This window comes from Flavobacterium sp. Arc2 (assembly GCF_041431385.1).
Lineage (GTDB): Bacteria > Bacteroidota > Bacteroidia > Flavobacteriales > Flavobacteriaceae > Flavobacterium.
Map to the genome: position 1 here is coordinate 40,506 of NZ_JASMRH010000017.1, position 23,970 is coordinate 64,475.

At 33.7% G+C, this 23,970-nt stretch carries 24 protein-coding genes and 1 pseudogene; 12 read left to right on the top strand and 13 right to left on the bottom strand.

Annotation, left to right across the window (positions count from 1 at the left end; genetic code table 11):
- The first annotated feature begins 106 nt into the window (after window positions 1–106).
- Window positions 107–2,371 (top strand): AAA family ATPase, encoded by a 2,265-nt coding sequence (locus tag QO182_RS12720; protein WP_371562015.1) that lies wholly within the window; start codon window positions 107–109, stop codon window positions 2,369–2,371.
- A gap of 73 nt (window positions 2,372–2,444) precedes the next feature.
- Window positions 2,445–2,684: a hypothetical protein gene (locus QO182_RS12725; RefSeq protein ID WP_371562017.1), complete on the top strand. Its 240-nt coding sequence runs from the start codon at window positions 2,445–2,447 to the stop codon at window positions 2,682–2,684.
- A 480-nt stretch (window positions 2,685–3,164) separates the two neighbouring features.
- Here the strand turns inward: QO182_RS12725 and QO182_RS12730 are convergent, their stop codons facing one another.
- On the bottom strand, window positions 3,165–4,454 hold the full coding sequence (locus QO182_RS12730) for a hypothetical protein (protein ID WP_371562018.1): 1,290 nt from the start codon (window positions 4,452–4,454) through the stop codon (window positions 3,165–3,167).
- A 1,095-nt stretch (window positions 4,455–5,549) separates the two neighbouring features.
- Here QO182_RS12730 and QO182_RS12735 point away from each other — a divergent pair.
- Together QO182_RS12735 and QO182_RS12740 are read left to right on the top strand one after the other, a co-directional pair.
- Window positions 5,550–5,972, top strand: a complete 423-nt coding sequence (locus QO182_RS12735; RefSeq protein ID WP_371562020.1) for a hypothetical protein — start codon at window positions 5,550–5,552, stop codon at window positions 5,970–5,972.
- 136 nt (window positions 5,973–6,108) lie between these two features.
- A complete protein-coding gene (locus QO182_RS12740) occupies window positions 6,109–7,359 on the top strand; it encodes an erythromycin esterase family protein (protein ID WP_371562022.1) in 1,251 nt (416 codons plus the stop codon).
- 264 nt (window positions 7,360–7,623) lie between these two features.
- Here QO182_RS12740 and QO182_RS12745 read toward each other — a convergent pair whose 3' ends face one another.
- Genes QO182_RS12745 through QO182_RS12760 form a run of 4 tightly spaced genes read right to left on the bottom strand, consistent with a single transcriptional unit; the run spans window position 7,624 to window position 9,229 of the window.
- Complete coding sequence (locus QO182_RS12745) at window positions 7,624–7,800, bottom strand: hypothetical protein (protein ID WP_371562024.1); 177 nt, start codon at window positions 7,798–7,800, stop codon at window positions 7,624–7,626.
- Window positions 7,787–8,065, bottom strand: coding sequence for a hypothetical protein (locus QO182_RS12750; protein WP_371561893.1), 279 nt, complete (start codon window positions 8,063–8,065; stop codon window positions 7,787–7,789). Before QO182_RS12750 ends, QO182_RS12745 begins: the two co-directional genes overlap by 14 nt.
- Window positions 8,062–8,472: a DUF5675 family protein gene (locus tag QO182_RS12755; RefSeq protein WP_371562026.1), complete on the bottom strand. Its 411-nt coding sequence runs from the start codon at window positions 8,470–8,472 to the stop codon at window positions 8,062–8,064. The genes QO182_RS12750 and QO182_RS12755 overlap by 4 nt, the downstream gene beginning before the upstream one ends.
- A 1-nt stretch (window position 8,473) precedes the next feature.
- Complete coding sequence (locus QO182_RS12760; RefSeq protein ID WP_371562028.1) at window positions 8,474–9,229, bottom strand: hypothetical protein; 756 nt, start codon at window positions 9,227–9,229, stop codon at window positions 8,474–8,476.
- Between the two features lie 305 nt (window positions 9,230–9,534).
- Between QO182_RS12760 and QO182_RS12765 the strand changes: the two genes are divergently transcribed.
- From QO182_RS12765 to QO182_RS12780, 4 genes are all read left to right on the top strand, one after another.
- Entirely contained in the window at window positions 9,535–9,762 is a 228-nt protein-coding gene (locus QO182_RS12765; RefSeq protein ID WP_371562030.1) for a helix-turn-helix domain-containing protein, read from the top strand.
- Window positions 9,759–10,091 carry a HipA N-terminal domain-containing protein gene (locus QO182_RS12770; protein ID WP_371562032.1) on the top strand — a complete coding sequence of 111 codons (333 nt, stop codon included), beginning with the start codon at window positions 9,759–9,761 and terminating at the stop codon, window positions 10,089–10,091. Before QO182_RS12765 ends, QO182_RS12770 begins: the two co-directional genes overlap by 4 nt.
- Window positions 10,084–11,040, top strand: coding sequence for a HipA domain-containing protein (locus QO182_RS12775; protein WP_371562071.1), 957 nt, complete (start codon window positions 10,084–10,086; stop codon window positions 11,038–11,040). Before QO182_RS12770 ends, QO182_RS12775 begins: the two co-directional genes overlap by 8 nt.
- A gap of 805 nt (window positions 11,041–11,845) precedes the next feature.
- Window positions 11,846–13,066: a phage integrase SAM-like domain-containing protein gene (locus tag QO182_RS12780; RefSeq protein ID WP_371562034.1), complete on the top strand. Its 1,221-nt coding sequence runs from the start codon at window positions 11,846–11,848 to the stop codon at window positions 13,064–13,066.
- A gap of 186 nt (window positions 13,067–13,252) precedes the next feature.
- Here QO182_RS12780 and QO182_RS12785 read toward each other — a convergent pair whose 3' ends face one another.
- The 4 genes from QO182_RS12785 to QO182_RS12800 form a co-directional block, all read right to left on the bottom strand.
- On the bottom strand, window positions 13,253–13,543 hold the full coding sequence (locus tag QO182_RS12785; protein WP_371562036.1) for a helix-turn-helix domain-containing protein: 291 nt from the start codon (window positions 13,541–13,543) through the stop codon (window positions 13,253–13,255).
- A 75-nt stretch (window positions 13,544–13,618) separates the two neighbouring features.
- Window positions 13,619–14,056 (bottom strand): hypothetical protein, encoded by a 438-nt coding sequence (locus tag QO182_RS12790; RefSeq protein WP_371562038.1) that lies wholly within the window; start codon window positions 14,054–14,056, stop codon window positions 13,619–13,621.
- A 25-nt stretch (window positions 14,057–14,081) separates the two neighbouring features.
- Entirely contained in the window at window positions 14,082–14,381 is a 300-nt protein-coding gene (locus tag QO182_RS12795) for a hypothetical protein (RefSeq protein ID WP_371562040.1), read from the bottom strand.
- A gap of 16 nt (window positions 14,382–14,397) precedes the next feature.
- Entirely contained in the window at window positions 14,398–14,673 is a 276-nt protein-coding gene (locus QO182_RS12800; protein ID WP_371562042.1) for a hypothetical protein, read from the bottom strand.
- Window positions 14,674–14,838: 165 nt separating this feature from the next.
- On the opposite strand from QO182_RS12800, the gene QO182_RS12805 reads away from it, so the two are divergent.
- The 4 genes and pseudogenes from QO182_RS12805 to QO182_RS12820 form a co-directional block, all read left to right on the top strand.
- Window positions 14,839–15,684 carry a TraM recognition domain-containing protein gene (locus QO182_RS12805; RefSeq protein WP_371562043.1) on the top strand — a complete coding sequence of 282 codons (846 nt, stop codon included), beginning with the start codon at window positions 14,839–14,841 and terminating at the stop codon, window positions 15,682–15,684.
- A 539-nt stretch (window positions 15,685–16,223) separates the two neighbouring features.
- Window positions 16,224–16,727, top strand: a complete 504-nt coding sequence (locus tag QO182_RS12810) for a JAB domain-containing protein (protein WP_371562045.1) — start codon at window positions 16,224–16,226, stop codon at window positions 16,725–16,727.
- 461 nt (window positions 16,728–17,188) lie between these two features.
- Window positions 17,189–17,398 carry an IS3 family transposase gene (locus QO182_RS12815; RefSeq protein ID WP_371542357.1) on the top strand — a complete coding sequence of 70 codons (210 nt, stop codon included), beginning with the start codon at window positions 17,189–17,191 and terminating at the stop codon, window positions 17,396–17,398.
- 33 nt (window positions 17,399–17,431) lie between these two features.
- A pseudogene (locus QO182_RS12820) lies at window positions 17,432–17,700 on the top strand (transposase); the annotation flags it as partial.
- Between the two features lie 85 nt (window positions 17,701–17,785).
- Here the strand turns inward: QO182_RS12820 and QO182_RS12825 are convergent.
- The 4 genes from QO182_RS12825 to QO182_RS12840 form a co-directional block, all read right to left on the bottom strand.
- Window positions 17,786–19,054, bottom strand: a complete 1,269-nt coding sequence (locus QO182_RS12825; protein WP_371542360.1) for an OmpA family protein — start codon at window positions 19,052–19,054, stop codon at window positions 17,786–17,788.
- Window positions 19,055–19,242: 188 nt separating this feature from the next.
- Window positions 19,243–20,472 (bottom strand): IS4 family transposase, encoded by a 1,230-nt coding sequence (locus QO182_RS12830; protein WP_371562046.1) that lies wholly within the window; start codon window positions 20,470–20,472, stop codon window positions 19,243–19,245.
- Between the two features lie 193 nt (window positions 20,473–20,665).
- Complete coding sequence (locus QO182_RS12835; RefSeq protein ID WP_371542366.1) at window positions 20,666–20,893, bottom strand: hypothetical protein; 228 nt, start codon at window positions 20,891–20,893, stop codon at window positions 20,666–20,668.
- A 9-nt stretch (window positions 20,894–20,902) separates the two neighbouring features.
- Window positions 20,903–23,728: a T9SS type A sorting domain-containing protein gene (locus tag QO182_RS12840; RefSeq protein ID WP_371562048.1), complete on the bottom strand. Its 2,826-nt coding sequence runs from the start codon at window positions 23,726–23,728 to the stop codon at window positions 20,903–20,905.
- Between the last annotated feature and the right edge of the window lie 242 nt (window positions 23,729–23,970).

The window sequence follows — 23,970 nt, forward strand, 5'->3', positions numbered from 1 at the left end:
GACTAAGAAAAAAGATATTGCATTAATATAATATTTGACATATTCCATTCAGGATCAAATACATTTTCTAAAAAACATATTGACAAATTAAAAGAAACAGGAAACAATGATACAGAAATTAACTAAAATAAAAGACTTTGGTATTTTAGACAATCATAAACAGGATATCGTAACTAAACCTTTCAATGTCTTCAATCTCGTGTATGGTTGGAACGGTAGTGGTAAAACTACTTTAGCACGTTTATTTCGTTGTTTAGAAACTAATAAAAATCATTCTGAGTTTGCAGAAGCTGATTTTGTTATAGAATCTGAAACCAATGGAAAAGTTGATTCTAAAACATACAATCACGATCTTGAAATAAAGGTTTTTAATCAAGATTTTATAAAAGAAAACCTTGAGTTAATTGATGCTACAACAAAACCAATAGTATTCATTAGCAAAACCAAAATTGAAGAGAAAAAGTTATTAGACAAACACAAAATTGATTTAATAGCAAGTGAATTAGAATTTAAAAAAATAGATAAAAATCTTAGTGTTTTTAATAAAACTAGTGACGATTTCCATAAAGATGCAGCAAAATCAATAAAAGACTTTTTTTTAGGAACTATTTATGCAACCGTAAGTTATAACAAAAGTCATTCATCTGCTATTTGGGGAAGAATTAAATCAGGAACTGAAACTGTTGAATCCTACGTTTTAACTGAGCATGACCTAACCAATCAAAAAAATTACACTTTAAGTGGTAGTGAAAAAGCAGAAATTGATACAACCACTTTGCCAGGGGCAATTAATATTGAAAAAGTTGCAGAAATATATAACGAAGTGAATAGTTTAATTGCAACCAACATTAGCGCAAAAGTAATCGAAAGACTCAAAGATAATCCTGATATTGGTGAATGGGTTGCCACAGGATTAGCATTACATAAAACACACGATAGTGCCAATTGTGAGTTTTGTGGCCAAACATTACCCGAAAATTGCATAGAAAATTTAGAAGCACATTACAACAAAGAATACCAAGAGCTTATTGATAGAATTACTGAACTTGCAGCCAAATTAGAGCAAGGTATTAGAAGCGAAATAGTCAATGAAAGTCATTTATTCTTTCAAAAATTCACAGAGCGTTACAATAGTTCATTAGCCGCAACAAATACAAATCTTCGATTTGTATTTGTAAAAATTCAATACTTGATTAGTGTTTTAGCAATAAAAAAATCAAATCCATTTGTTACGCTGGAGAAAGTAGTTTTTGAAAACGAAGTTTTTGAAAACTTCAACATTCATCTTACAACCGTAGTTGATGTTATTGGAGAACACAACTCCACGAGCAAAGCATATTCAGATTTAGCAGCAAAAGCAAAAAGCAATATCGAAAACCATTTTGTAAGTCAGGCGGCAATAACAAAGGATTTGAAAACTATCGAAAAAGAGATTACAGAAAATGCAACATTAAAAGAAAGTCAAATTAAAGCGTCAAAATTCTTAATTGCAGCAATAAAAATTCTAACCGATGATTTAAGTAATGACACGCTGGCAATAACAGAAATAAACGAAAACCTGCATAAATTTCTGGGTAGAAATGAAATTATTTTACAGCGTCAGGAACAAGGCGGATATCAGTTGCTTAGAAATGGAATTGTAGCAAGAAACCTCAGTGAAGGAGAAAAAACAGCAATTTCATTAATTTATTTCTTTTCTAAAATACGGGAAAATGATACCAAAATAGGAAACCAAATTATTGTTTTAGATGACCCAATTTCCAGTTTTGATAGTAATCATTTATTTAATGCTTCAAGTTTTATCAAGAATTCAACTCACGGGGCAAGGCAGATATTTGTGTTAACCCATAATTTTTGGTTCTTCAAACAAGTTAGAGATTGGATGAAATCAAAAAACAAAAAAGATGGAAATAATGTTATGCAGATTAAAGCTCATTTTTACTCCGCTAAATCCGGTCAAATTACAGATGCTGATAAAACATTATCAGAAACACATTCAGAGTATCAATTTGTCTTTAAATCGATTTTAGAATTTCAAAACGCTGACAATTTAAATCCTTCCGATTACTTTTATATTGCAAATTCAGTCCGAAGACTTCTTGAAGGCTTTTCTAGTTTTAAAACTGCCAGCAATTCGGGTATGGAAGGTGTTTTTGATCTTGGTAGGAAATATAATTTTGACCAAATGCAGAGAGATCGTATTTATTATTTTGTCCAAAAGTATTCTCATCTAGATAGAATAGAATCTTTTGATAATACAATTGAGCCGCTATTAGAAGAAAGTTTACACGTAGTAAATGATGTCCTTACATTGATAGAATTGGTTGATAAAGATCATTACAAGTATATGCTAAAAGCCTGTAATTGTTAGGATAAATGTTTTTCATTAAATAATTTTGGAATAAAGTCATCGATTTGGGACAACACATTAATATAAGAATATTATGGACCACCATACTCCATCCCAACGCTCCAAAAACATGCGTGCCATCAAAAGCACCGGAACCACAAACGAGATCCGTCTGGCAAAAGCGTTATGGCATTTAGGGTATCGCTACCGAAAGAACTATAAAACCGTTTTTGGCAAACCAGATCTTACTTTTAAGAAGTACAAGATTGCCATTTTCGTAGATAGCGAATTCTTTCACGGTAAAGATTGGGAAACCCAAAAAATACCGTACTAAATCCAATCGCGAATTCTGGTACAGAAAAATTAAGCGGGATATAAAGCGGGATAATGAAGTCAACGAATATCTTACCTCATTCGGATGGGAAGTGCTTTGTATCTGGTCTGTAGAAATCCGTAAAAATATTGAAGCTGTTATTTATTTCATTAATAGAAAAACACATCTCTCTTCAGTCTCAGCAGCATCCTAAATAGTATTATTATCATTCATCGATTATGTTCTATAAATACAAATTCCAGTGATGTTCAAATACCAAAGGCAAGCAATATAAGGCCCACGAATATTCGGGAAGACTTCAGCATGACACATCGCGTTCCATACCCTCAGGAACATGAAATTAATTTACCGAGGTATAAAATGATAAAATAGTTACAGAAGATTTTTCTAGCGCAATGCAAAAGAATATAATGTTTAACATTGGACGTCTACAAGAATAAAATTATTCCTATTATCAAAAAAAAACGCAAGAGCTCAAAGCTAGCAATGAAGGATTGCAATTTGAGGTGGTAATATTAAATTCATTTTAACTGCCTTTTGCTTAAATTCATTCATTTTCGAAAGATTTCGCGTAAAAAGACGCTCGAGGCTTTCTTTTAGAAAATAAGAAACCCATTCGGTCTTGCCAAATTCCTCACAAAGAATTTTAACAACTTCGTCTTTTAATTCATACAATTCAACATACTTTGTATAAAGACTATAATGATTGTTCATAAATTCCCAGTATTTGCGCTGACTTGAGTTGTTTTTAACAAAAAGACATTCATACATTACTTCTCCAAATCCATGCGATGATAGGATATAATGATCATCTGCATTTTCTGTATATTTGTAAAGATAGACTAATTTTTCGCTAGCTTCCATTATTTGTTCAGCAGGGATTAAATTATTTCTTAACATTGAGGCATACACTCCCATAACATTGGTCATACTGCCAATTTTTTTATTCCAAAAATTACGAATTTCAGGCTTTGTGTATCCCAAAAGTGCAATAATTGAAGGATGCTCATTTATATATGCTTTCAGTAGCTTTTCGTCAGACTTTAGGTGTGAAATCAATGATTCTGTAATTTCAGGATCATTCGTTTTTATTATTTTAGTTATTAATGAGATTTCGTTACTATAATCCCATAAGTCTGAAACATCATCAAACAATTGCCTCCAAAAATCCTGTATTTCAAGTTTTGTTACAGCACTCCTGATCTGTTTAATCAATGGTTTTACATCTTCATTTGCTGCAGTATATGATCTGTCGTAATGCTTCTTAAATTTATTTAGTAATGTAATTTTTCCTCCCTCGATGGTAATTTTTTGAAGATTGGATTCCAAAAAGGTCCAGAAAGTTTCTACATGGGAAATAGTTATAATGTTATCTTTATTATGTACACAATCATTTCTGCGGTCTTTCCAATACCTAATCTGTGTACGCAAATTGTCGTTTATTACAAATACAGGATCCTGAGTTCTTTTTGATGGCTTAGCACCATCAGTTTTTTCCTGCTGTAATGATGCATCAAAAATGCTTTCTTCCCATTTATCCTCATTTTTTAAGTTTGTGATTAGGTTCTTCCAAAGTCCGGCTGGAAAAAGATTTGGTTTTTCCGCACTCATTACTCTTTCTTTCAAAGTTACCAAAAATCCAAGATATCCCATTAGAAGTGATGCGCTATAAGCTTGCGCTTTATAACAGTCAGCAGAAGTTTTAAATAAATTTTTTGCATTTTCTGGGAAATGATTTTCTACAATCCAAGTTTCGAATTTCAGCTTCATATTATTTTTTTGTATTCAAATATACTTAACTTTTTTGAGAGAAAAATTATAAGTTTTCATTCGAAACAGACTAAAAAGACAGCCTAGATAGTGACCGTCATATGCTGAGCGCATAATGACTGAACCACTCTGTTGTGACTTGCTCTTTGCATTTTCAGCACATCTATTTTTCTTATTTTTTAAGCTCTTACGCAATAAAGCGGTCTCTCTTCGGTCGTTCCCTTTGTTCCGCTCGGCTGTTCCAGTCGGTCGTACCTTCCTCCGTTCCGCAGACACGATTCAGCTACAAAAAAAACAGCAGCTTGAAAATAAGCAACTATTTTTTTGCGCTGCCTCGTTCCTCATCTTCACACGTTCACTTCCTACGTTCGGTCGGGCTTATGCATCCACAATACCACTTCATTTCGTTACACTCCGCAGGCTACGTTTCACTGCATTCCAGCCATATTGTGTCTGCAGCCCTCCATTTTTTCAGCGGTTGCTCCTTCGCACAGCCATCGGGCGTGGCTCCGCTTACCTCACTTACGTTATCTTAGAAGCATCCATTTTCAATTATCAATTATTCCTATCAATTATCGATTGGTTCGGTCGCTTTGCCCTAAATCAAGGTACACCGCCACAAAGGCGGTTGCCTTCTATTTTTTACCCGCCGTTTCACGCTCATAGCCGCTACGTTTCGCTTTGTACCTCCGCTCAACTCTCGCGTCTATGGTGGCTGCTCGATTGCCGCAACCCCGCCGCGGCGCTCCTCATCCGCAAAAAAAAGTTCCTTGCCCTCAAAAGGGGCACCACTTTTTTTGCTCCTTGCGGTGCTTGGGGGTGTTAATTGCCGTTTCCACAAGAACTCCCCTGAGAAACTACAACAATTACGACAGTGCATTTTTCTGAAAAGAAAGAGAAAAAAACACAGCAAATTTAGCATCTATTCCTCACTTCCAGTCGGTCATTCTTCCCTCCATTTTCGTTCGTCATTGCTGCTATTATAACGGCTTTCTTTTTTTCTCTTTTTTCTTTTCCGAAATGATAATTCTTCGCATCAAAAGAAAATATAATCAGCGAAAAAAATTAAGGTCGAATCTTTAACACCAAAGCGCTATGCCAAATTTCATCATCAAAACACACCAAAAAAATGCTGTTTACCGAGCAAACCAAATTTATATCCTCAACAAAGGGATGAACAGCGGCAAGCCACAAAAAGTACCATTTACTAATAGCTATGTAATCCTATTTCAAAACGATGAAGATGCAGAAACGGTTTATTGGTTGGCCTATAGTCTTTGGAAAGCCAAATTCTGGCACCAATCATTATTGGGGTCCGTAATCCCATTTTTAAGAATTACTGATTTCAAAAAGGATTTTATATTAAAAGTTAACGAAATGCTACAAGAACACGAGCTGCATAAAAAACAAATACAGGCGTTGCGGTTATTGGAACAAAAAGAGGATCAATTAAACAAGAATATTATCCTTATTAGTGAAATGAGAAGAGTGATATTGTTGAGGTATTCCAGAAAGTAAAAATACAATATTGAATAAAAGTTATATATATTTGATATTATATACAAGTTAGCAGTCAGTTAACTGAAAACCGTTACTTTAAAGAACTATTCATTTAAATCACAAATAAGCTATTAAACAATTAAGAACATAAAATATGAAAAAAAATATAGTTGCATTTTTATTAATTATTTTTTCTAATTTATATGTGTTCGGCCAAAATAATGATATTGTTAAAGCAATAAATAAGAATGCATTTAAACTTAACGATTCAAATCCAAACATCGATATTGATAAAGACGCTAGATTGGATAGTATATTTGAGAAAGTAAGGATATTTGGATTTGGCGAAGCAACACATGGAACAAAAGAATTTTTCAACTTAAAATTTAAGTTTTTTAAATACTTAGTGATAAATCAAGGAGTTCGCAATTTTGCAATTGAGGCAAGTTATGCAAATTGTATTGCAATTAATAATTACATAAAAGGACAAGAAAGTGACCCAAAAGAATTGCTCAAAAATATTGGATTATGGACTTGGAACACTCAGGAAGTTTTAGAATTAATTGAATGGATGAAAAAATACAATATCGATAAAATTCAATCTAAGCAAATAAATTTTTATGGAATAGATATTATGGATTGTTCAAATTCAGCTAAAATAATTACTGAGCATCTAACAGAAAATTCATATAAAAACAAAATCAAATATTTAGATATATTAAGTCATTACACTTTAACAAATAGCTCTAAGCATTTAAATAAGAACATATTAAATAGTCATTTAATCGTTATGGCTGAATTGAAAGAGATTTTAAAAAGTTCTGCAGTTGAAAACAAAGAATTATACATAAGCCTACAAAATTCAATTATTCAATATATAAATTTGTGCATAGATTATAGGCAAGAAATACGAGACAAAGAAATGTCAGAAAACATTAATCAAATATTAGTTACTGATGGTAATGAGAGCAAAATATTTATTTGGGCACATAATTTTCATATCAAAAAAAACAAAATAACCTACACTAATGAATTTTCGATGGGACATTTTTTAAAAGAAAAATATGGAAATGAGTATTATAGTTTAGGATTTGATTTTGCTACTGGAGAATTTAACGCATATAGTATTAAGAATAAAAAGATTGAAATATTTTCAATTACCGAACCAATGAGTAATACGAATAGCGAGTTATTTAATAAAAGTTCTTTCGACTACTTTTTTTTAGATTTTAATTCAATTAATAAAATAAATGTTTTGGGAAAATACATAAATTCTAAAATTAAATACCGGGGAATAGGCTCAACTTACAATCCAAAAATGATTGAAAATGAAAAACTAACAGAGGCTTATGATGGAATAATATTTATAAAAGAAACAAAAGCATCTACGCTCTTATTTAGATAAGTAATTATAAACTAACTGAATTATAAATTAAACTTACAAACATTGTAAATAAACAACCGAACTGCTAACAGCGGTTTTGCAAGAGTGCGAATTTTGTGGTAAGTTCACGTTCACGTTTCGCAAGAAATTTTAACTTAACCAAAAAATCTCGTTTACGCACTTCGCGACCTCGCAAAGCCGCGAAACGTTAAAACAAAAAAAAGCCTGGTCTCACGACTAGGCTTTCATATAAATTCGGGAAAAGGTTACCAATCCAAACCCGAATTATCTCTTTTTTGATTTTGTCAATTCTTTTAAAAGGAGCGAAACAATAAAACTAATAATCGCTCCTACAATTGCTAAGATAACTGTTTTTACAATGTCTTCAGAAACAATGTTGGGGATTACACTAAACAAAGTTCCAGATGCGGTTCCGATTTGTAAGCTGTTATTTGATTCCATCTCGAGGTAAATTTTCATTGTCTTTCCGCATTCGATTTAGGAGATCCTCTTCTGATTTCGCATCATCATCAACCGTCATCTGACTCACTGCCGAAAGTACACCTCCAGCAACTGCTAGATAGCCCGCAACGCTAACGACAACAGCTGGCAAAATCACTGGTGCTGCAATCACACTTCCACTTAAGGCCAGTAAGGCCAAACCAATACTTCGCAACATCCTGAAAAACTTCGGAGTGGGAGCTTTTGTTCTTTCTACTATATTCATAATACTAATTTTTTTGATTGGATCTTTATTTTCACTTCTTCGTTGTGTCCCAAGGCAGCATATACGAGAGTTGTCAGCTTTTCTAAAGCTATTCGAGAGCTACTTCCCTTCCCTATTCCGGTTTGTATCGTTACGGGAGCGATACAGCCCAATAGTTCCTTTTTAGCATCATTAGCACGATGTATTAATATAAAATCGCGTCCTGGAACATTTTGTAAATGGATATGCCATTTGAATTTAGGACTAAACCGCTTCTGCAAAACATATTCTCCTTCGGGAATACAAGAAATGCGCCTTTGGTTTTGTAACCAGGGCAACTCGATGGTATAACAAACTACGGTGCCGTTCCATTCTAAAACTCCTTGTGTTCCCTCGGGAAAATAGGTCCTATTTAACACTAAAACCATCTTAAAGACCGCTTACTAGCACTAATGCCAATGGATTAAATGCACCATTTTTCAAAGGATACATTTTTCCATTTACCTCTTGATAAAACTCCAGACCTAAAGCCAAAAACAACGGACTTACACTGTTTGGAGTCACTGCATTCAATTGATTAATGGCTACTACAGGCGTCGAATCCCATGGCTGGATGGCTGTTTCAGAACTAGAAACCACAAAAATTTCCGCCTCAAAATTAATTTCGGCTCCCGCAGAAATAATTTTATAGTGAGTTGTTCCACCTGGAGCAGCAATCATATTCGCAGGTACAAAAGGATCCACCGCAACTGAAATTTCACCTGCCGCTCGATCAATAGTTCCTACAAAAGGAACAAACAAAGTCGTCCCTAATTTCCCAGTGATATTGAAATCAAACCCTACAAGCAGTTCCGCTTCGCCATCAATTACATTACGTAATCCTCTGTCGTTCACTAAATCCGCTTGAATCACTTTGACCATAGACTGGGTTAATCGGCTCACCATTCTGCTATCAGCAGAATTGATAAGCAAAGTTCTCAAAGCTGTTCTTAGCGTTTTACCGGCTTTACCAGCCCTTCCAAATTCGGCCCCGTTTTCACGGGTTCTTTGGAATGCAGGATCAGTTGCAATTCTTTTCGCATCGATGCCTCCTTTTTCACGAGCTAAATGCCCGTCTTTGGTTTTGTAAAAAGTAATATCTCCGATCGTACCTTTCAATTTAATTATGCCTTTCTGTCTTGCCATAATTCCTAAAATTTTAGATTAATTATTCAATTAAAACTCTTTCAATCATCATCCTGTTGCAACACTTTTCGATTGATTACTAACAAAGATGACGTGAATTTCAATACGAAATTACAAGTGCTGCTCCATATGGCAGCCAGCGGTATAAATGGCAGAAATCGATCTAAATGTCAGTTTGTATCTTCGAATAACCAACCCATAAAGCTATATGCATTTACATATAGATTTACATTTTTGTAATATGTTATATGCTTTTACATATAATTACCTATATTTGCTTATAATCGTTGCAAAAGCATATAATAATGAAGACAATAGCAGATTTTGTAAAAGAGAAAAGGAACGAAGTAAACCTAACTCAGGAAGCCTTTGCGGAACGCGCAGGTGTAGCGCTGACCGTTATTAGAAAAATAGAACAGGGTAAAGAAAACCTGAATATGGAAAAAGTAAACCAAGTCCTCAAAATGTTTGGCCATACTTTAGCTCCCGTAAATGCAAGAGAACTATCCAAAAATGAAGATCAGAACGAATGAGAAAAGCAGCCATATATTATAAAGACTTCTTGGCGGGAATACTAACGGAAACGGATGAAGGGGAATACCACTTTCAATACGATGAAAATTTTATTGAAGAGCATCCAAAAGAAAGCATCAGCTTGACCATGCCGGTACAATCAAAAGCCTACACTGAAAAACGGTTATTTCCTTTTTTTGAAGGTTTGATTCCAGAAGGATGGCTACTGGATATAGCTTCCAAAAACTGGAAAATTAATCCAAACGATCGCATGGGGTTACTCCTCGCCTGTTGTCAAAATTGTATCGGAGCAGTAAGTGTTCAACCAATACCAAATGAAGATGTCTAAGAAATGCCTCTACTGTTATAAACCATTAGCCGACGATGCCGTTGGTGATTTTCATGAGCAGTGTAGTTTGGAGTTCTTCGGCAGCAAACAACAACCGGTATTCGAGCATTCGCTAAAGCAAATGGTGGACTTGGCCAAAAACGTAGTGGAACGAAGTGTGGCAGTTCCTGGAGTGCAACCCAAATTGTCCTTGTCTATTGTAAATGACACGATCCAAGACGGCAACAAAGGCCGCCTTACAGTTGTCGGTGCTTTGGGTGGAAACTATATTTTCAAACCACCATCCGCACAGTTTCCAGAAATGCCCGAAAATGAGCATGTCACCATGCGGATAGCAGAAGCTTTCGGCATAAATACCGTAATGTCGAGTCTGATCCGTCTGCAGTCGGGTGAACTGTCCTACATTACCAAACGTATCGACAGAACCGAAACTGGAGAAAAAATTCACATGCTGGACATGTTCCAAATAACCGAAGCTTTCGAAAAGTACAAAAGCTCCATGGAAAAAATAGGAAAAGCCTTAGACGAATTTTCAGATAACACCTTGCTCGACAAAGTGTACTTTTTAGAACTGGCCATTTTCAGTTTCTTAACTGGAAATAATGACATGCATCTCAAAAACTTTTCGATGATCCACTCAGCTGATACCTGGACATTGGCACCCGCCTACGATTTATTAAATGTGATAATAGTGAATCCAGACGACACCGAGGAACTGGCTCTAACATTGGAAGGAAAAAAGAAAAAACTAAAATGGGAACATTTCAAAAGACTGGGTATTACCCTTGGCTTGAATGAAAAACAAATAAAGGGAATGGCAAAACGGTTCCAAAAAAACAAACCTATCGCCATCCAATGGATTAATAATTCATTCCTATCGGGTCCATTCAAAGAAAAATACAAAACACTATTAGAAGACAGATACCAGAGATTATTTGAAACAGACTAAGTAATCTCTTTTTTTCATAAATTTATGCTAGTTAAAGTCTTATAAATAGCACTTTAGAGTACATCAAAGCCTGATCAAAGTAATAGATAAAGTATGAGAACAGAAACCAAGAGATTATGCATCTACCCGAAAGACATACAGCGCATAACTGGCAAGAGTTACCGTCAAAGCGTTAGAATGTTGCAAAAAATGAGGATTAAGTTAAATAAACTAGAGGATGAGTTTGTGTCCATTGAAGAATTTTGCCAGTTTACGAGCCTTAAAATTGAACAGGTTGAACCTTTAATAATTGGATAGAAATTATGATTTAGGTGTTCAAAATTTAATCTTTAACAGTTCAATAAAAATAGCTAACTAGTTCATATTTTGACAAATTACAACCCCTTTTTAGAAGTATTTTTTGTAAATTTACAGGCATCAACACAGCTGAAAAACTGTAAAAATTTGAAGGGGCACATGTAGGGGCACTTGAATAATAAAAAATATATAAAACACTATATATCAACAGAGTAGTAAAGATAAGTCAAACCCTCTTTCTCCGCCACATAAGGTTTCAAAAGAAACTTTAAAAGTCAAAAGCCTTTAAATACTAGTATTTAAAGGCTTTTGACTTTTTTATAATGTGTCAAAAAACACATATAGAATCAAAGAACAGTGACCCTATTGGTGACCCTATTTTATTTTCAGCCATTTTCGAGAAAATAGGGTCACTAAATTGGAAGAATTCCCCGGGAATTCCCCGCTATCACTAGCTACTCTCAAAGTTTTTAAATCAATTTGATTATTAATTTAAAAACAAGAAGTTATGTTAAAAGTAATTTTTTATCTCAAAGCTGGAAAAGCTAACAAGAAGGGAGAATCTCCAATTTTTGCTCGTATCTCTTACAACCAACAGTCAATCACCATGACTACTGGCAAATCAATTCTAAAAGAACGGTGGCAGTTTACCAAAAACCTCAGAACGGTGCTTAAACTTGAAAAGGAAAAGGTATTAAAGCATAGCCTAGATCTTTTCCAATTGAATATTGAAAAGAAATTTAATGAGCTAGCCAAGGTGAGTTCTGATATTTCATTGGTACAGCTTAAAAATGAGTTTAACGGTAAAATCACTAGTCCAACAAAGGGTGTGAGCATCGTAGAAATAATAGATAAGCACAACGCTTACTTTGAAAAAAAAGTTACAGTCGGAGAGAGATCTAAAGCCTCATTCCAAAAGTATAGACGTTCTAGGGAATTACTCGTCAACTTTATAAAACAGCAGTACGGCGTAGAAGACCTTTCTTCAAATGAGATTTCCAGCTCTTTTGTTTACAATCTCGAATCATATCTAAAGTACGAAAGTAATTTTAAAGGAAAAGTAGGCATCAAAAATAACTCGATGGTAAAGTATATGAGAATGTATAAAACTGCCTGTAATTACAGTATAAGAATGGGATTGATGGAGAAGAATCCATTTAACCTTTACGATGGAAAACTGAGCATCAAAGACGCCATTTTTTTAACACAAAACGAATTAGATGGCATAGAGAATAAGAAATTTTCAGTGGAACGCTTGGAGCGTGTTAAGGATGTTTTCCTTTTTAGTTGCTACACTGGTTACGCCCCCATTGATGCCTGTAACCTTACGGAAAGTAATATATTCCAAGATAGTAGTGATGCACTTTGGATTATGACAAATAGGGCTAAAACAGCAATTAGAGCTAACGTTCCTATCTTACCTCCCGCCCTGAAGATCATTAATAAATACAAACATCTACAAATTGGATTGATACCTCAGATATCCAATCAAAAAATGAATGCCTATCTCAAGGAGATTGCTGATTTGTGTGGCATAACTAAAAATTTGACTTGGTATGTGGCCAGGCATACTTTCGCAACTACGGTAACCTTAGGTAACGGAGTGAGGATAGAAAATGTTTCATCAATGATGGGCCATACAAATATTAAACAGACACAGCACTATGCTAAAGTATTAGATGTAAACGTAATGGAAGATATGACTAAATTAAAGGTGAAATATATGTAATCTAACTTCACTTTACTAAATAAAATGTTCCATTTAAAATAACATGTATGTTCAATAAAAAAAAGGATTCCCACAGGAATCCTTTTTTTTGACACTATCATAAAAATTATTTTTTTTATTTTTTACACCTGATAATTAACTAATTATTCTATCTAACTCTTTATATTTTTGATATTAGTAATTAATTCATTCTCCATTTTTGTTGAGTAACTTCTCTATTTTACTTGCCTCGTACAAAAATATATCACCGAGTTTTGTATATGGAAGTACACCTGTTTGGCGGTATTTGATAATTGTGTTATTAGATAACCCGAATATTTTCTTTAAATCTTCATTCCTATAGTATCGTAACCTTGGCTTTCCATATTGACCATTAATCTTAGAATCAATTTTTTCCAGTCGGGCTTGCAGCGGCTCAAGCATATTTTTAATTGCTGACAAATATGCGAATATATTAGCTTTTCCTTCTTTAGACATGATCTATGAGTTTTTTATTAATTAAAACAGAGAATGAAGAATAATGGTTTTTTCAAACATCTTTAGAGTAAATTATTATTTAAATGCAATCTTTTCTCTTCGTTTTTGGAGTACTTCAATAATTTGATCTAGAAATTTCAATTGTTTATCCCCATATGTAAACCCCTTAGCTTCTGAAAATTGTTTACTTATTGTGCCGATACTAACTTGATTGCCTAAATCTCCAAAATAGGTAAAATTATCTTCAATAAATTCCTGCATTTTACTTCTATTCTGCTTTGAGTTTTTATCGTCAAAAAATAAAACATTCTCATCCATTAGGATATAAAAGAGTTGTGCTAGTTCATTTTTATTATAATGAGAAGCACATTTATACTTTGTTACTTTCATTATAACAGCCTCTCTATTTGTACTATTGAATAGCCTTGATCCTAGTAATGACTCGAATTGTTCTATCTTGGTGAATAGCACTCGTACCGAAACCGAAAGCTCGTTAACTGTTACTTTTTTCATCTTGCTTTTATATTGAAATTCTTAACTATAAACTAGGTGCCGAACAGGAAAAATAAATCTTGCTCGCCTGATTTCTTTTAAAAGAGGGTTCGTACTTAATATAGCCATAATCGTTTAGCTCTCTCACACATTTATGATAAGTACTTGATGCAGATATTTTTGCTATTCGCATAATTTCATAACTAAAAACCTGTATAGGACTAGTAAAACACCTATCCTCACTATATTTCAATAAAGCGGCATACACACCGATATGCGTAATACTGATACGGTAATCCTTTTCAATAGCTGAAAAGAAATCGGATAAGGGTTTTAGACTTTCCATTAGTTATCGCATTGAATTAGACTGCTTTTTTATTCTTTTTTTTTTCCTTAGGTACGTCAGGCTCTTCACTATCAATACTTGTCCCTTGTTTTTTACTGTCCTTTTTAAGGGAAACCTTCTCCCCTTCTTTCTGTTTCTCGCCTTTCGACTCTCGATTATCAATACGCTTTATATTTGTATCGTACACATTGATCGTCTTGAACTGGGGATTGACTTCTACAAATTGCCTGACCTCGCTGCCATTCTTCAAAAATGTAGCAGATTGAAGATTTCCTTTTTTCAGAGAATCCATTAGATCTTCTTTATATTTTGGAGTTTTTAATTCTTTTATAGGTAACTTACCTAGGATAGCTTCAAGATCATAACCCTAATTTTGATGATATTGGTTTCTCTTGAAGTTACCATTGGTATCTGTTTGCTTAAAATCCATCTGGCCCCTGCCTATCTCAATGATGCCATGGAACAACTCGAGGGCCAAATTGCTTCGGCCAAGATTGCCATGGCGAGACTTTCGTCTCCTCAATTGTACTATGTATTATCTGGAAATGACTTTACATTAGACATCAATAATCCAGCCGAACCCAAGATTGTCTGTATGGGAAATAACCCCCAGAAAATCCAGATTTATGGAGCTCTCTTATCTTTGTACGTCTCCCGTTTGGTAAAACTAGTTAATCAAAAAGGCAAACTAAAAAGTAGTCTCATCTTCGATGAATTCCCAACTATCTATCTCAACAATATCGATAGCTTGATCGCCACAGCCAGAAGCAATAAAGTATCCACCTGTTTAGGCATTCAGGACTTTAGCCAGCTCCGTAAAGATTACGGCCGAGAACAGGCTGACGTAATTCTAAACATAACTGGAAATATTGTTAGTGGTCAGGTAACTGGCGACACAGCCAAGCAACTTTCAGAACGGTTTGGTAAAATAATGCAGGACAGAGAATCACTATCTATAAATAGCGGAGACAGCTCCATCAGTCGTTCGAAACAATTGGAATCAGCCGTTCCTCCTTCTAAGATATCGTCACTGAGTTCCGGTGAATTTGTAAGTATGGTTGCCGATGATCCTGATTGCAAAATTGAATTGAAAACGTTTCATAGTGAAATAATTAATGATCATGAAGCGCTAAAAAAAGAAGAAGCCAATTATAAAAATATTGATGTAATCAGAAAGATTGATACTACAATAGTACAGCGAAATTATTTGCAAGTAAAACTTGATATTCAAGAAATCATGCAATCAGAAATTGAGCAACTGTTACAGGATCCAAGCCGGGCTTATTTGGTGTTGAAGAAGTGAAAAACTGTATTCTTTTTTCATGTAGCACAATAGGCCTATTCAATCTAAACAGAGTAATACACTTAAAAACTCAATTACGCTTCTGTCCGAAAGAAACCTCATGACGATTTAGTGGAAAGAAAAGCTACCATGAGGCCTTCCTTAATTCTTTACCGATCAAAACAAAAGTGAGGCTTGTGCATGCAATTTCTCTATTTACACTTGAAATTTACTATCATTAATAGGTTCGAAAAACGAAACCAAAAAATATAGCTGCAAACGAAAACCATACATCTCAAAGAGAATCGAACGACAATGGAAATTCAACTATAACTTCAATATTACCCTGTTGTTCTTAAATCGTCTAGACTAAGCCTTAAGCAAGCCCTTTCCTCCAAACAAGGCTCTTTTATTTAAAGACCTTATATTCTTTAATACTATCACTCGACTAATACTACAACAAATGTCGGTAATGGGCTTCGGTTCACTAGCAAAAAATCACCTCGTAAATACTCGCGTGCCCCTCCCTTTATTGGGTTGCTTTTTGCACTCGTTCCCCCATGACCGTAACGGTTCTATTATTAATCTTAAATTATAGGAATTATGCTAAAAATCCAAATCGGGCGACTGTGTCAGAAATTCAACTGCACTACAAATCAAAGGTAAAAGCACCCCAAAGGTCTCAAATCACTTCTTCTGAATCTGCCTACCAGATAGTCTTAAAAATTTGGAATCTAAATACCATCGAATTCTTCGAAGAATTCAAGATACTACTATTGAATAACAGTAATAAAGTACTAGGAGCTTATGAAATATCATCCGGAGGCATCACTGGAACATTCGTCGATCTACGATTGATATTCACTGCAACCCTAAAAGCCAATACCATCGGGATTATTATGATTCACAACCACCCCTCAGGCAAACTGATTGCCTCCGAAGCCGATAAACAACTTACGGCTAAGGTTAAAGCTGCCAGTAAAACTCTTGATATCCAATTATTAGATCATCTAATTATTACTCCAGAGGATTATTATTCATTTACTGATGGAGGGGCTTTATAGCCCCTCTTTTTACAAAAAATAAAAAAACTGCTTTTAGCAGATACTGCGGGAGTAAATCGTTTGATTCTATATTCGAATCCTAGAAGCATTTTCTTAACCCAATTTAGAAATCAAAATGAATTTTGTTGCCCTAAATTTACGATGATTTTAAATAGAATAATTTTAACCAGTTATATTGGCAACTACGTAAACGTTTCACTTTTTACCATATAGATCTTCTGTTCATTTTAGAATTCGCAAGGCCCATTTAATAAAACATATCAAAACTCGCAATAAAATTAGAATAACAGCACCAAAATTCTATAACTGGCACCAAAAGTTCGATGAGATTAGAGAAGGGAGTATCCCTAGAAAAGAAAATTTGAATTTTAATCTCGTGTAGCAATAAATTCAGTATCTATTTATTGGACATGCTAACTTACCCTTCACAGAAAGCTAAGAAATAATCTTAATTTTAGCATGTGAAACTCCGCAAAATTTATGACAAAGCTTTTAAAGAAAAAGCCGTTGAATTGAGTTGTGAGAACAAACTGATTTCTAAAGAACAAATGAAACTGGAAATCTTTGAATACATTGTAATTTGGTACAACAGAAAAAGGAGACTTTCTGCTTTGACCTATGCAATTATTGAAGAATTTAACAATCAAATTAATTACAAAAATGTAGCTTAGCTTATATTGTAGATTTTATTTGCATATCCACATATTTATAACGCTCCAAACAAACAAATTGCATAACTAGATTTAAATGATTTTGCTGATAAATTGGATGCTAAATACTCTTATGCGATGAATTGACGGTGTTTTTTGACTTCCCAAATGAAAACCGAAAAATAATTTACACCACAAATTTAATTAAAAATCATAATGGTATAATCCGAAAATCAACCATAAAATCGACGATGCCTATTCGAAATTGGTAAATTGTTTTAAACCAATTTACCCTTATATTTGAAAAAAGGCTCCGATTATAAAATAGAAGCCTTAACTTTTTAAGTTACACACTTTATGGGAAAGTGTCAAATAATAATTTTATTTTCAGTCAATTTACAATCTTACTTAATTTACTTTAAAGACAACCCTTCTAACTAATTGTCGTGCTATACTAGATTCTTTTGGAACTGAGTTGTCTTCACCCTTAGTTATTACTGTCAATCTACTAGCATCAATACCTGATCTGATAATCATTTCAGCTACATTTTTTGCTCTTGTTTCAGATAAACGAAAATTATAATCAGTATTTCCTAGTTCATCAGCATAACCTATCACATCAACTTTCGCTGTTGGATTATCATTAAGATATTTAATTAAAAAATTTATCGCTGATATAGTTCCAGTTGAAATTCTACTCTCATCAAAATCAAAAAACACATTTACATATTGCGAATTAATCATATTTCGAGCCTCTACTTTGGTGAAATTTACGTCTCCAGAAATTGCATTATTAACATTTTGTAGATTATCAAATTTAGCTTTTATTACAGTCTCCATTCCGTCAGGGATACCATCATTATTAGAATCTTTTAGCTTACTTTCTAACGTATTAATTCTTGTAAGTAATTCTTCATAACAATCTACCTTCCTTTCCCAATACCAGTCAGCATGCTTGTCTTTATTTCCTAGGTAAAATGTGATACCTGCCGTAGTATTATGAATAACACCTGTTCTATTAGAACCGAGATCCACTTCTGTTCTTCCGTCAAGATTTAAATTATGTGAAAAATTCTTCATCATACTATAATCAACATTAAAAGCTAGACGATCTGACACTTTTATAATTACAGTAGCACCACTAATCACTCCATAAATATTGTCAAATGCCAAAGCTTTATCCTTATATGTACTCGTTTCGGCACGGATTAAGTGACTATCTAAAAAACTAAAGCTAGATCCAAAATGCAGTTGTAATCCGAAAGTATTCGTAAACTTCTCCCAGTTTAGCGCACGATGAACATTTACTACTCCTTGTAAACTTGTGCTATACATATTATTATTAAATGGTATACTGCGACCAACATTAGAAAATGAATCATAACCTAAACCCCACATCAAACCAAATTTTGTATTGAACATTTTTCGAACATTTATGTCTAAATGATTGAAATTAGCATGGTTAATATAGTTTGTCGCAGCAGAATAGTATCCTTTAGTAAAAGGCCCCACAGGAACATTAAAACCACCATTTATACTTAACGACCAACGATTAAAATTTATCTCTTTTATTTTTGAATTTATACCATCCTCTACTACACCAGTTTGATTCTTCGATACAGGAGATTTTTCTTGTTGAGCTTGGACCACTCCATTAATACATGTAAATCCAATCAAACAAAAAATAATTATTTTCTTCATGTCTTCCTATTTATATTTATTTTCATTGTTGTCCGATAAAAATAATCGGAACGTTATTTTTTCTTTATTTTTCAAGGCTTAACAAGGTTTTAACCTAGTTCAGCTTGTTTTCTACTACTTTCTTGAGAATTCGATGTACTTAAAAATATAATTTTTGGTTTGTTTTATCGAATTAATCCGGTTGCTAAATAATCATCAAACAAACCTAATTGACCATAGCTTTGAATATTTAATTCCCAGTCTTTTTCCGGACTTTCTAAAAATTTAGTTAAGTGAATGTAATTGAATAAATGAATTCTACAAAAACTAACTAAATTCGAGAAAGACCATTGTCGTTTCGAGCTTTTCTTTACCACGCCTAGCAATAGATTTACTATTAGAACACAGTAAATTTGGATTTTAATAGCGTTTTCATTGTCTCCTAAAAAATATTTTAGTGGAAAATTTTGCTTAATTTGTTTGAACAAAAGCTCTATCTGCCAACGTATTTTATAAAGTGCAGCTATTGTGTCTGCTCTAAAGTCAAACAAATTACTAATAAACTCAAAGCTTCTTTTGTGTTCTCTGTCATAGTACTTTATTTTTCTTAATTTCAAAGTGGTTTTTAAGCCTTCTTTATTGACTTCAACTTCAATGATTTCGTCCGATAAAACACCGCTGTGAATTTTCCCTGGAATGTCATTTTTTTGTGTTACTTCAAATTTTGCATTCTCTTTTATTCTCGTTACAAAACCAGTTTTTTGATTTGTAAAATGCTCAAAAGCTTTGTAATCATTGTATCCTTTGTCAAATATATAAACGGTATGTTCATCGCATTTTAGTTTTTTCAAAAACTGATGATCATGCGTTGTGGCTGATGTGAACCAAACTAAACTGGGTACTTTTTCATCGGCATTTATCACACTATGCGATTTGATTCCTCCTTTACTTTTTCCGTCAACAGACTTTCTGCCAACACATTTTAATATATCTTTAAACAAGCTTATTGTGGTGCTATCTACAATCTTAACATTCTTCTTCAAAGCTTCTTTAATTCGACTGTCCGATAAAACGAAGCTATATTTCTGAAGTAAATTATTATAAATTTCTTCAAAAAACTCAACCTTACGCCCCTTGTTGGCATCCGCCAAAGTACTCTTTTTGGGAAGAGAGTTGATTCTAACAGTTTCTTCTTTACCTGACAAACCAAGCATTCCCCCAGATACTTCTCGTAAAGAGTTGCACTTTTCTATGCAACAAAATATCACACTAAATAAATGATCTTGACTCTTGAAGCGTTTTACGTATCGGTCTGAATTATATTTCTCAACAGCTTTCTGAATCATTGAATCATCTATTAAAGAAATTAGCTGTCCGAAAACAGACTTAGTCGAAAAATACTTATTTTTACCCATCGTTATTTGAATTTTGCAACTCTAAATTACGATTATTTTAAGAAGCCATTAATTTGGCTTCTTTTTTTATCGGACAACAATGATTTATTTTAATATTCCGTACCTTTTTGTAAAATAGCTCAAGTAAAATCAGCACTTACAATATAACTATCTCTACTTATACTGACTGAATTAGTTATTTAAAGCCCTCTAATTATAATGATATTGTTTTTTTCTTTTTCCTAATCACTATTATACCCACTATAAATCCAGTAATTAATAATGGAATCTCAATACTATCAATTGGCAATTCCAATGGTTCTGTAGCTGGATCACCATCCCCACCACCAAAACCTGGATCTGGATCTGGATCCCAACCTTGCGAAAAACAGACACTAGAGAGTAAAACGGAATACATTAAAATCAACTTTTTATAATTCATAACTGATTTTTATTTAATAATTAATTTTTTAGTAAATCGTTCATTATTATTCATATTGCGTATTTCAACAAAATACAGTCCAGCAGCTAATTTACCATCAAGCTTTAATAATTCGCTAGCCCTAGCAGTTGAAAAATTCCCTTCATAAGCCATTTGTCCTACAGTATTATAAATTTTATAAGAATAATTATTTGATGACGCTCCTTCATGAAATAGTACCATAATAGAATCATGACTATTAGCAGGATTTGGATATATACTAAAATTTGTTGTGGCTAAGTCTGCTATGTTTAATGATGATCCCTGCTGAAATACAATTTCAAAACGATTTCCTGTACTTTGTGCATCGCTAGTTACTTGAAACGCATATTCAAACACCGATTCATCTAATGGTAACTTCGTTTTCGTACCTGTAAATAAGTCCTTTAAATAGGCATTTCCCAAGTATCGAAAATCAGTAGCATATAATTTTAGCTTGTAATTAATTCCTACAACCGCATCTGTCAAGCGCAACGTTAAATAATCATTATCCACTATTGACGCTCTATGTTCAATTGACAATGAAAAATTATTAGTAAATAAAGCTAAATTTTCGCTTGGGTTACTTATTTTTCTACCATCATTAGTATCTAAACCATTAGTACCACCATCATAAAAAGCAGCGACACAGCCGTCCCTATTGGAATAAACATCATCAACTTGTTTTTCTAAAAGCACTCTAAATAAAGCAGATGCTCCGTTAATTTTAGTCGAAGTCATCTTATTTATAGTCGTATTAGATTCGGCACTACTTTTATGAGATTCTTTAATAGTTAATGAGGTTGTTGCTGATGATGACCTAACAAAGAACGCTTGTCCTGATTGCAAAATAGTACTACCACTAAAAACGGTACCCGCATTGCTATAACCTGCTATAGCATCCCAAGTGACATAACTTCCATACCCAATTGTTGGGTCGATTACCCAAAGTTTATTAATTCCTGTGTTTCCTGGCTCTGCTAAAACTGTTTTAAAATCGATCGGACTAGCATAAGGATTACCAATTAAATAAAATTTATTGGATGCAATACTATTATAAGTTATATCACCAATATTCAGCGTTCCAGAAGCACTAAGCACCGCTTGCGAACTTCCCGTATTTGCAATACCTCCTAAATTACTAGATAATAAAAATGAATTTGAAGCAAACAACAAAAACCCTTGATTCATTGTAGCTGTAAACAGAGGTTGAGACAAAGTGTTTGTTACATTTGACCAAGTACCTAAGGAATTATCGAATTTTCGTAAATTGTAACTTGAATTGCTAATATAGGTTAAACCGTTTCCAATAGAGCTTACTTGTAATGTAGAGCCTGTATCTTCAGCAGTTAAAGTTCCTTCAGGGCTCCACAGATCTACACCACGATCAAGTCCAGTATATGCACCATTATTTTGCCAATTTTCCCAAACTGAATTCACCGTACTACCTTTCACCGGAGCGGTCAAAAGCCTCCAACTTCTATTGTTATTTGGCAAGTATCGTTCGACCCAAATTTTTCCATTAATCACGGTACCTGCGGGTAACGCAGCCACTCGTGCAGTTTTCGTTTCAGAAGATTTTAAATGAACAAAATTATCCGGAAACGTTACAGCCGAACCATTTGGAATATCGAAAACATCTGTTATATATACGTTTCCCGTACCACTTATAGTACAACTTGCATTTATAACCAAATTTTCTACTGCGATCGTGTTCGTGTTTAGAACAACTCCATTAGTTGAATTAACATAAACTGTCTTTATAGAATTTAACACATTACTCCCTGGGTAATACGCTGGGTAATCATTTATAACTGTCGGAATAGAATTCTGCTCATATACAACGTTATATTGTACTGATATAGTAGCCAATCTCAATCGGGAATTAGTACCAGAAGCAAAACTACCAACCGACCTATATATTGTAGAACCATTGTTCAGTCTCAACTGATTTGCTGCTGACGAAGAAAGGACCCCCAATTTCAAATTCATACTTCCACCTGTAACTATTGAAGTGCTTGAACCACCAGAAGTAAAGGTTCTATTAGAATTTAGAATCAGGTCTTTATACGCTAAACTCGGAAGTGTATAATTAGTAGTTGCTGTAGATCTATATTCTACACTACCTCCAGTAAAACTAGGTGCTTTTTGAACATCTGTAGGAATTGTTGGGTCCGTATTCCTGAAAATTATAAAACTTGCTCCTTGATTATCATTATCCGTCCTATACCCTAAGGCAGCAGGCCCTGGACTTACAGTAGGCACAGTTAAAGTACCATCAAGATCTATCACCCCTGAACGATGTCTTAGCCTTGACTCATTATAAGCAACAGGAGTTGTATTTACTGGTGTAGTTGAAATAATATTACCTTTAATTTTAAACAATGTAAGACCATCAACGTAAAGCGTCGTTGATCTTGTAATAGTGGGATACGTATTATTTATCGCATCAAGACCAATTACTACATTTAAAACTTCAAGACTACCTCCTCCAGATATATAGGTATCGTTGTTGGCTGTATTGCTAGGTCTTACTGAAAAACTACCACTTAAAGTTAATTTAACACCGCTATTTATTACTAAATTAGCTAGTAAAGTCCCTGACAATGTAGTAATGGAGGCACAACCTGCATTTGATGTAACGGTAATAGTATGATTACCAATATTGACACTATCTCCTGTAGTCGGAACACCACTTGGTGACCATGTTGACGAGCTATTCCAATTTCCACTGGACGCACTTGTATAAGTAGCTGCTAGCAAAATATTAGAACTACATAACAATAAAGTAAAAAATAAAGTGTACAATTTTTTCATTCGCTCTTTTTATTTAAATATTAGACTATTTTATAAAATTTGATAATTAAAATAATGCTGAAATCGTTAAATTTTAAAAATTTTCTATTTATTAGAAAAAATAAAGAATATTGAAATCAATTCAATAACTGAGTAAGTTGTAACGAAATTAAGACAAAAAGATAATCAACTTTACCTCATGTAATAACTGGCGTTTTGGGGTTATAACTGTGCTTTTAATTGTGTCTGCATTTAATATTTTC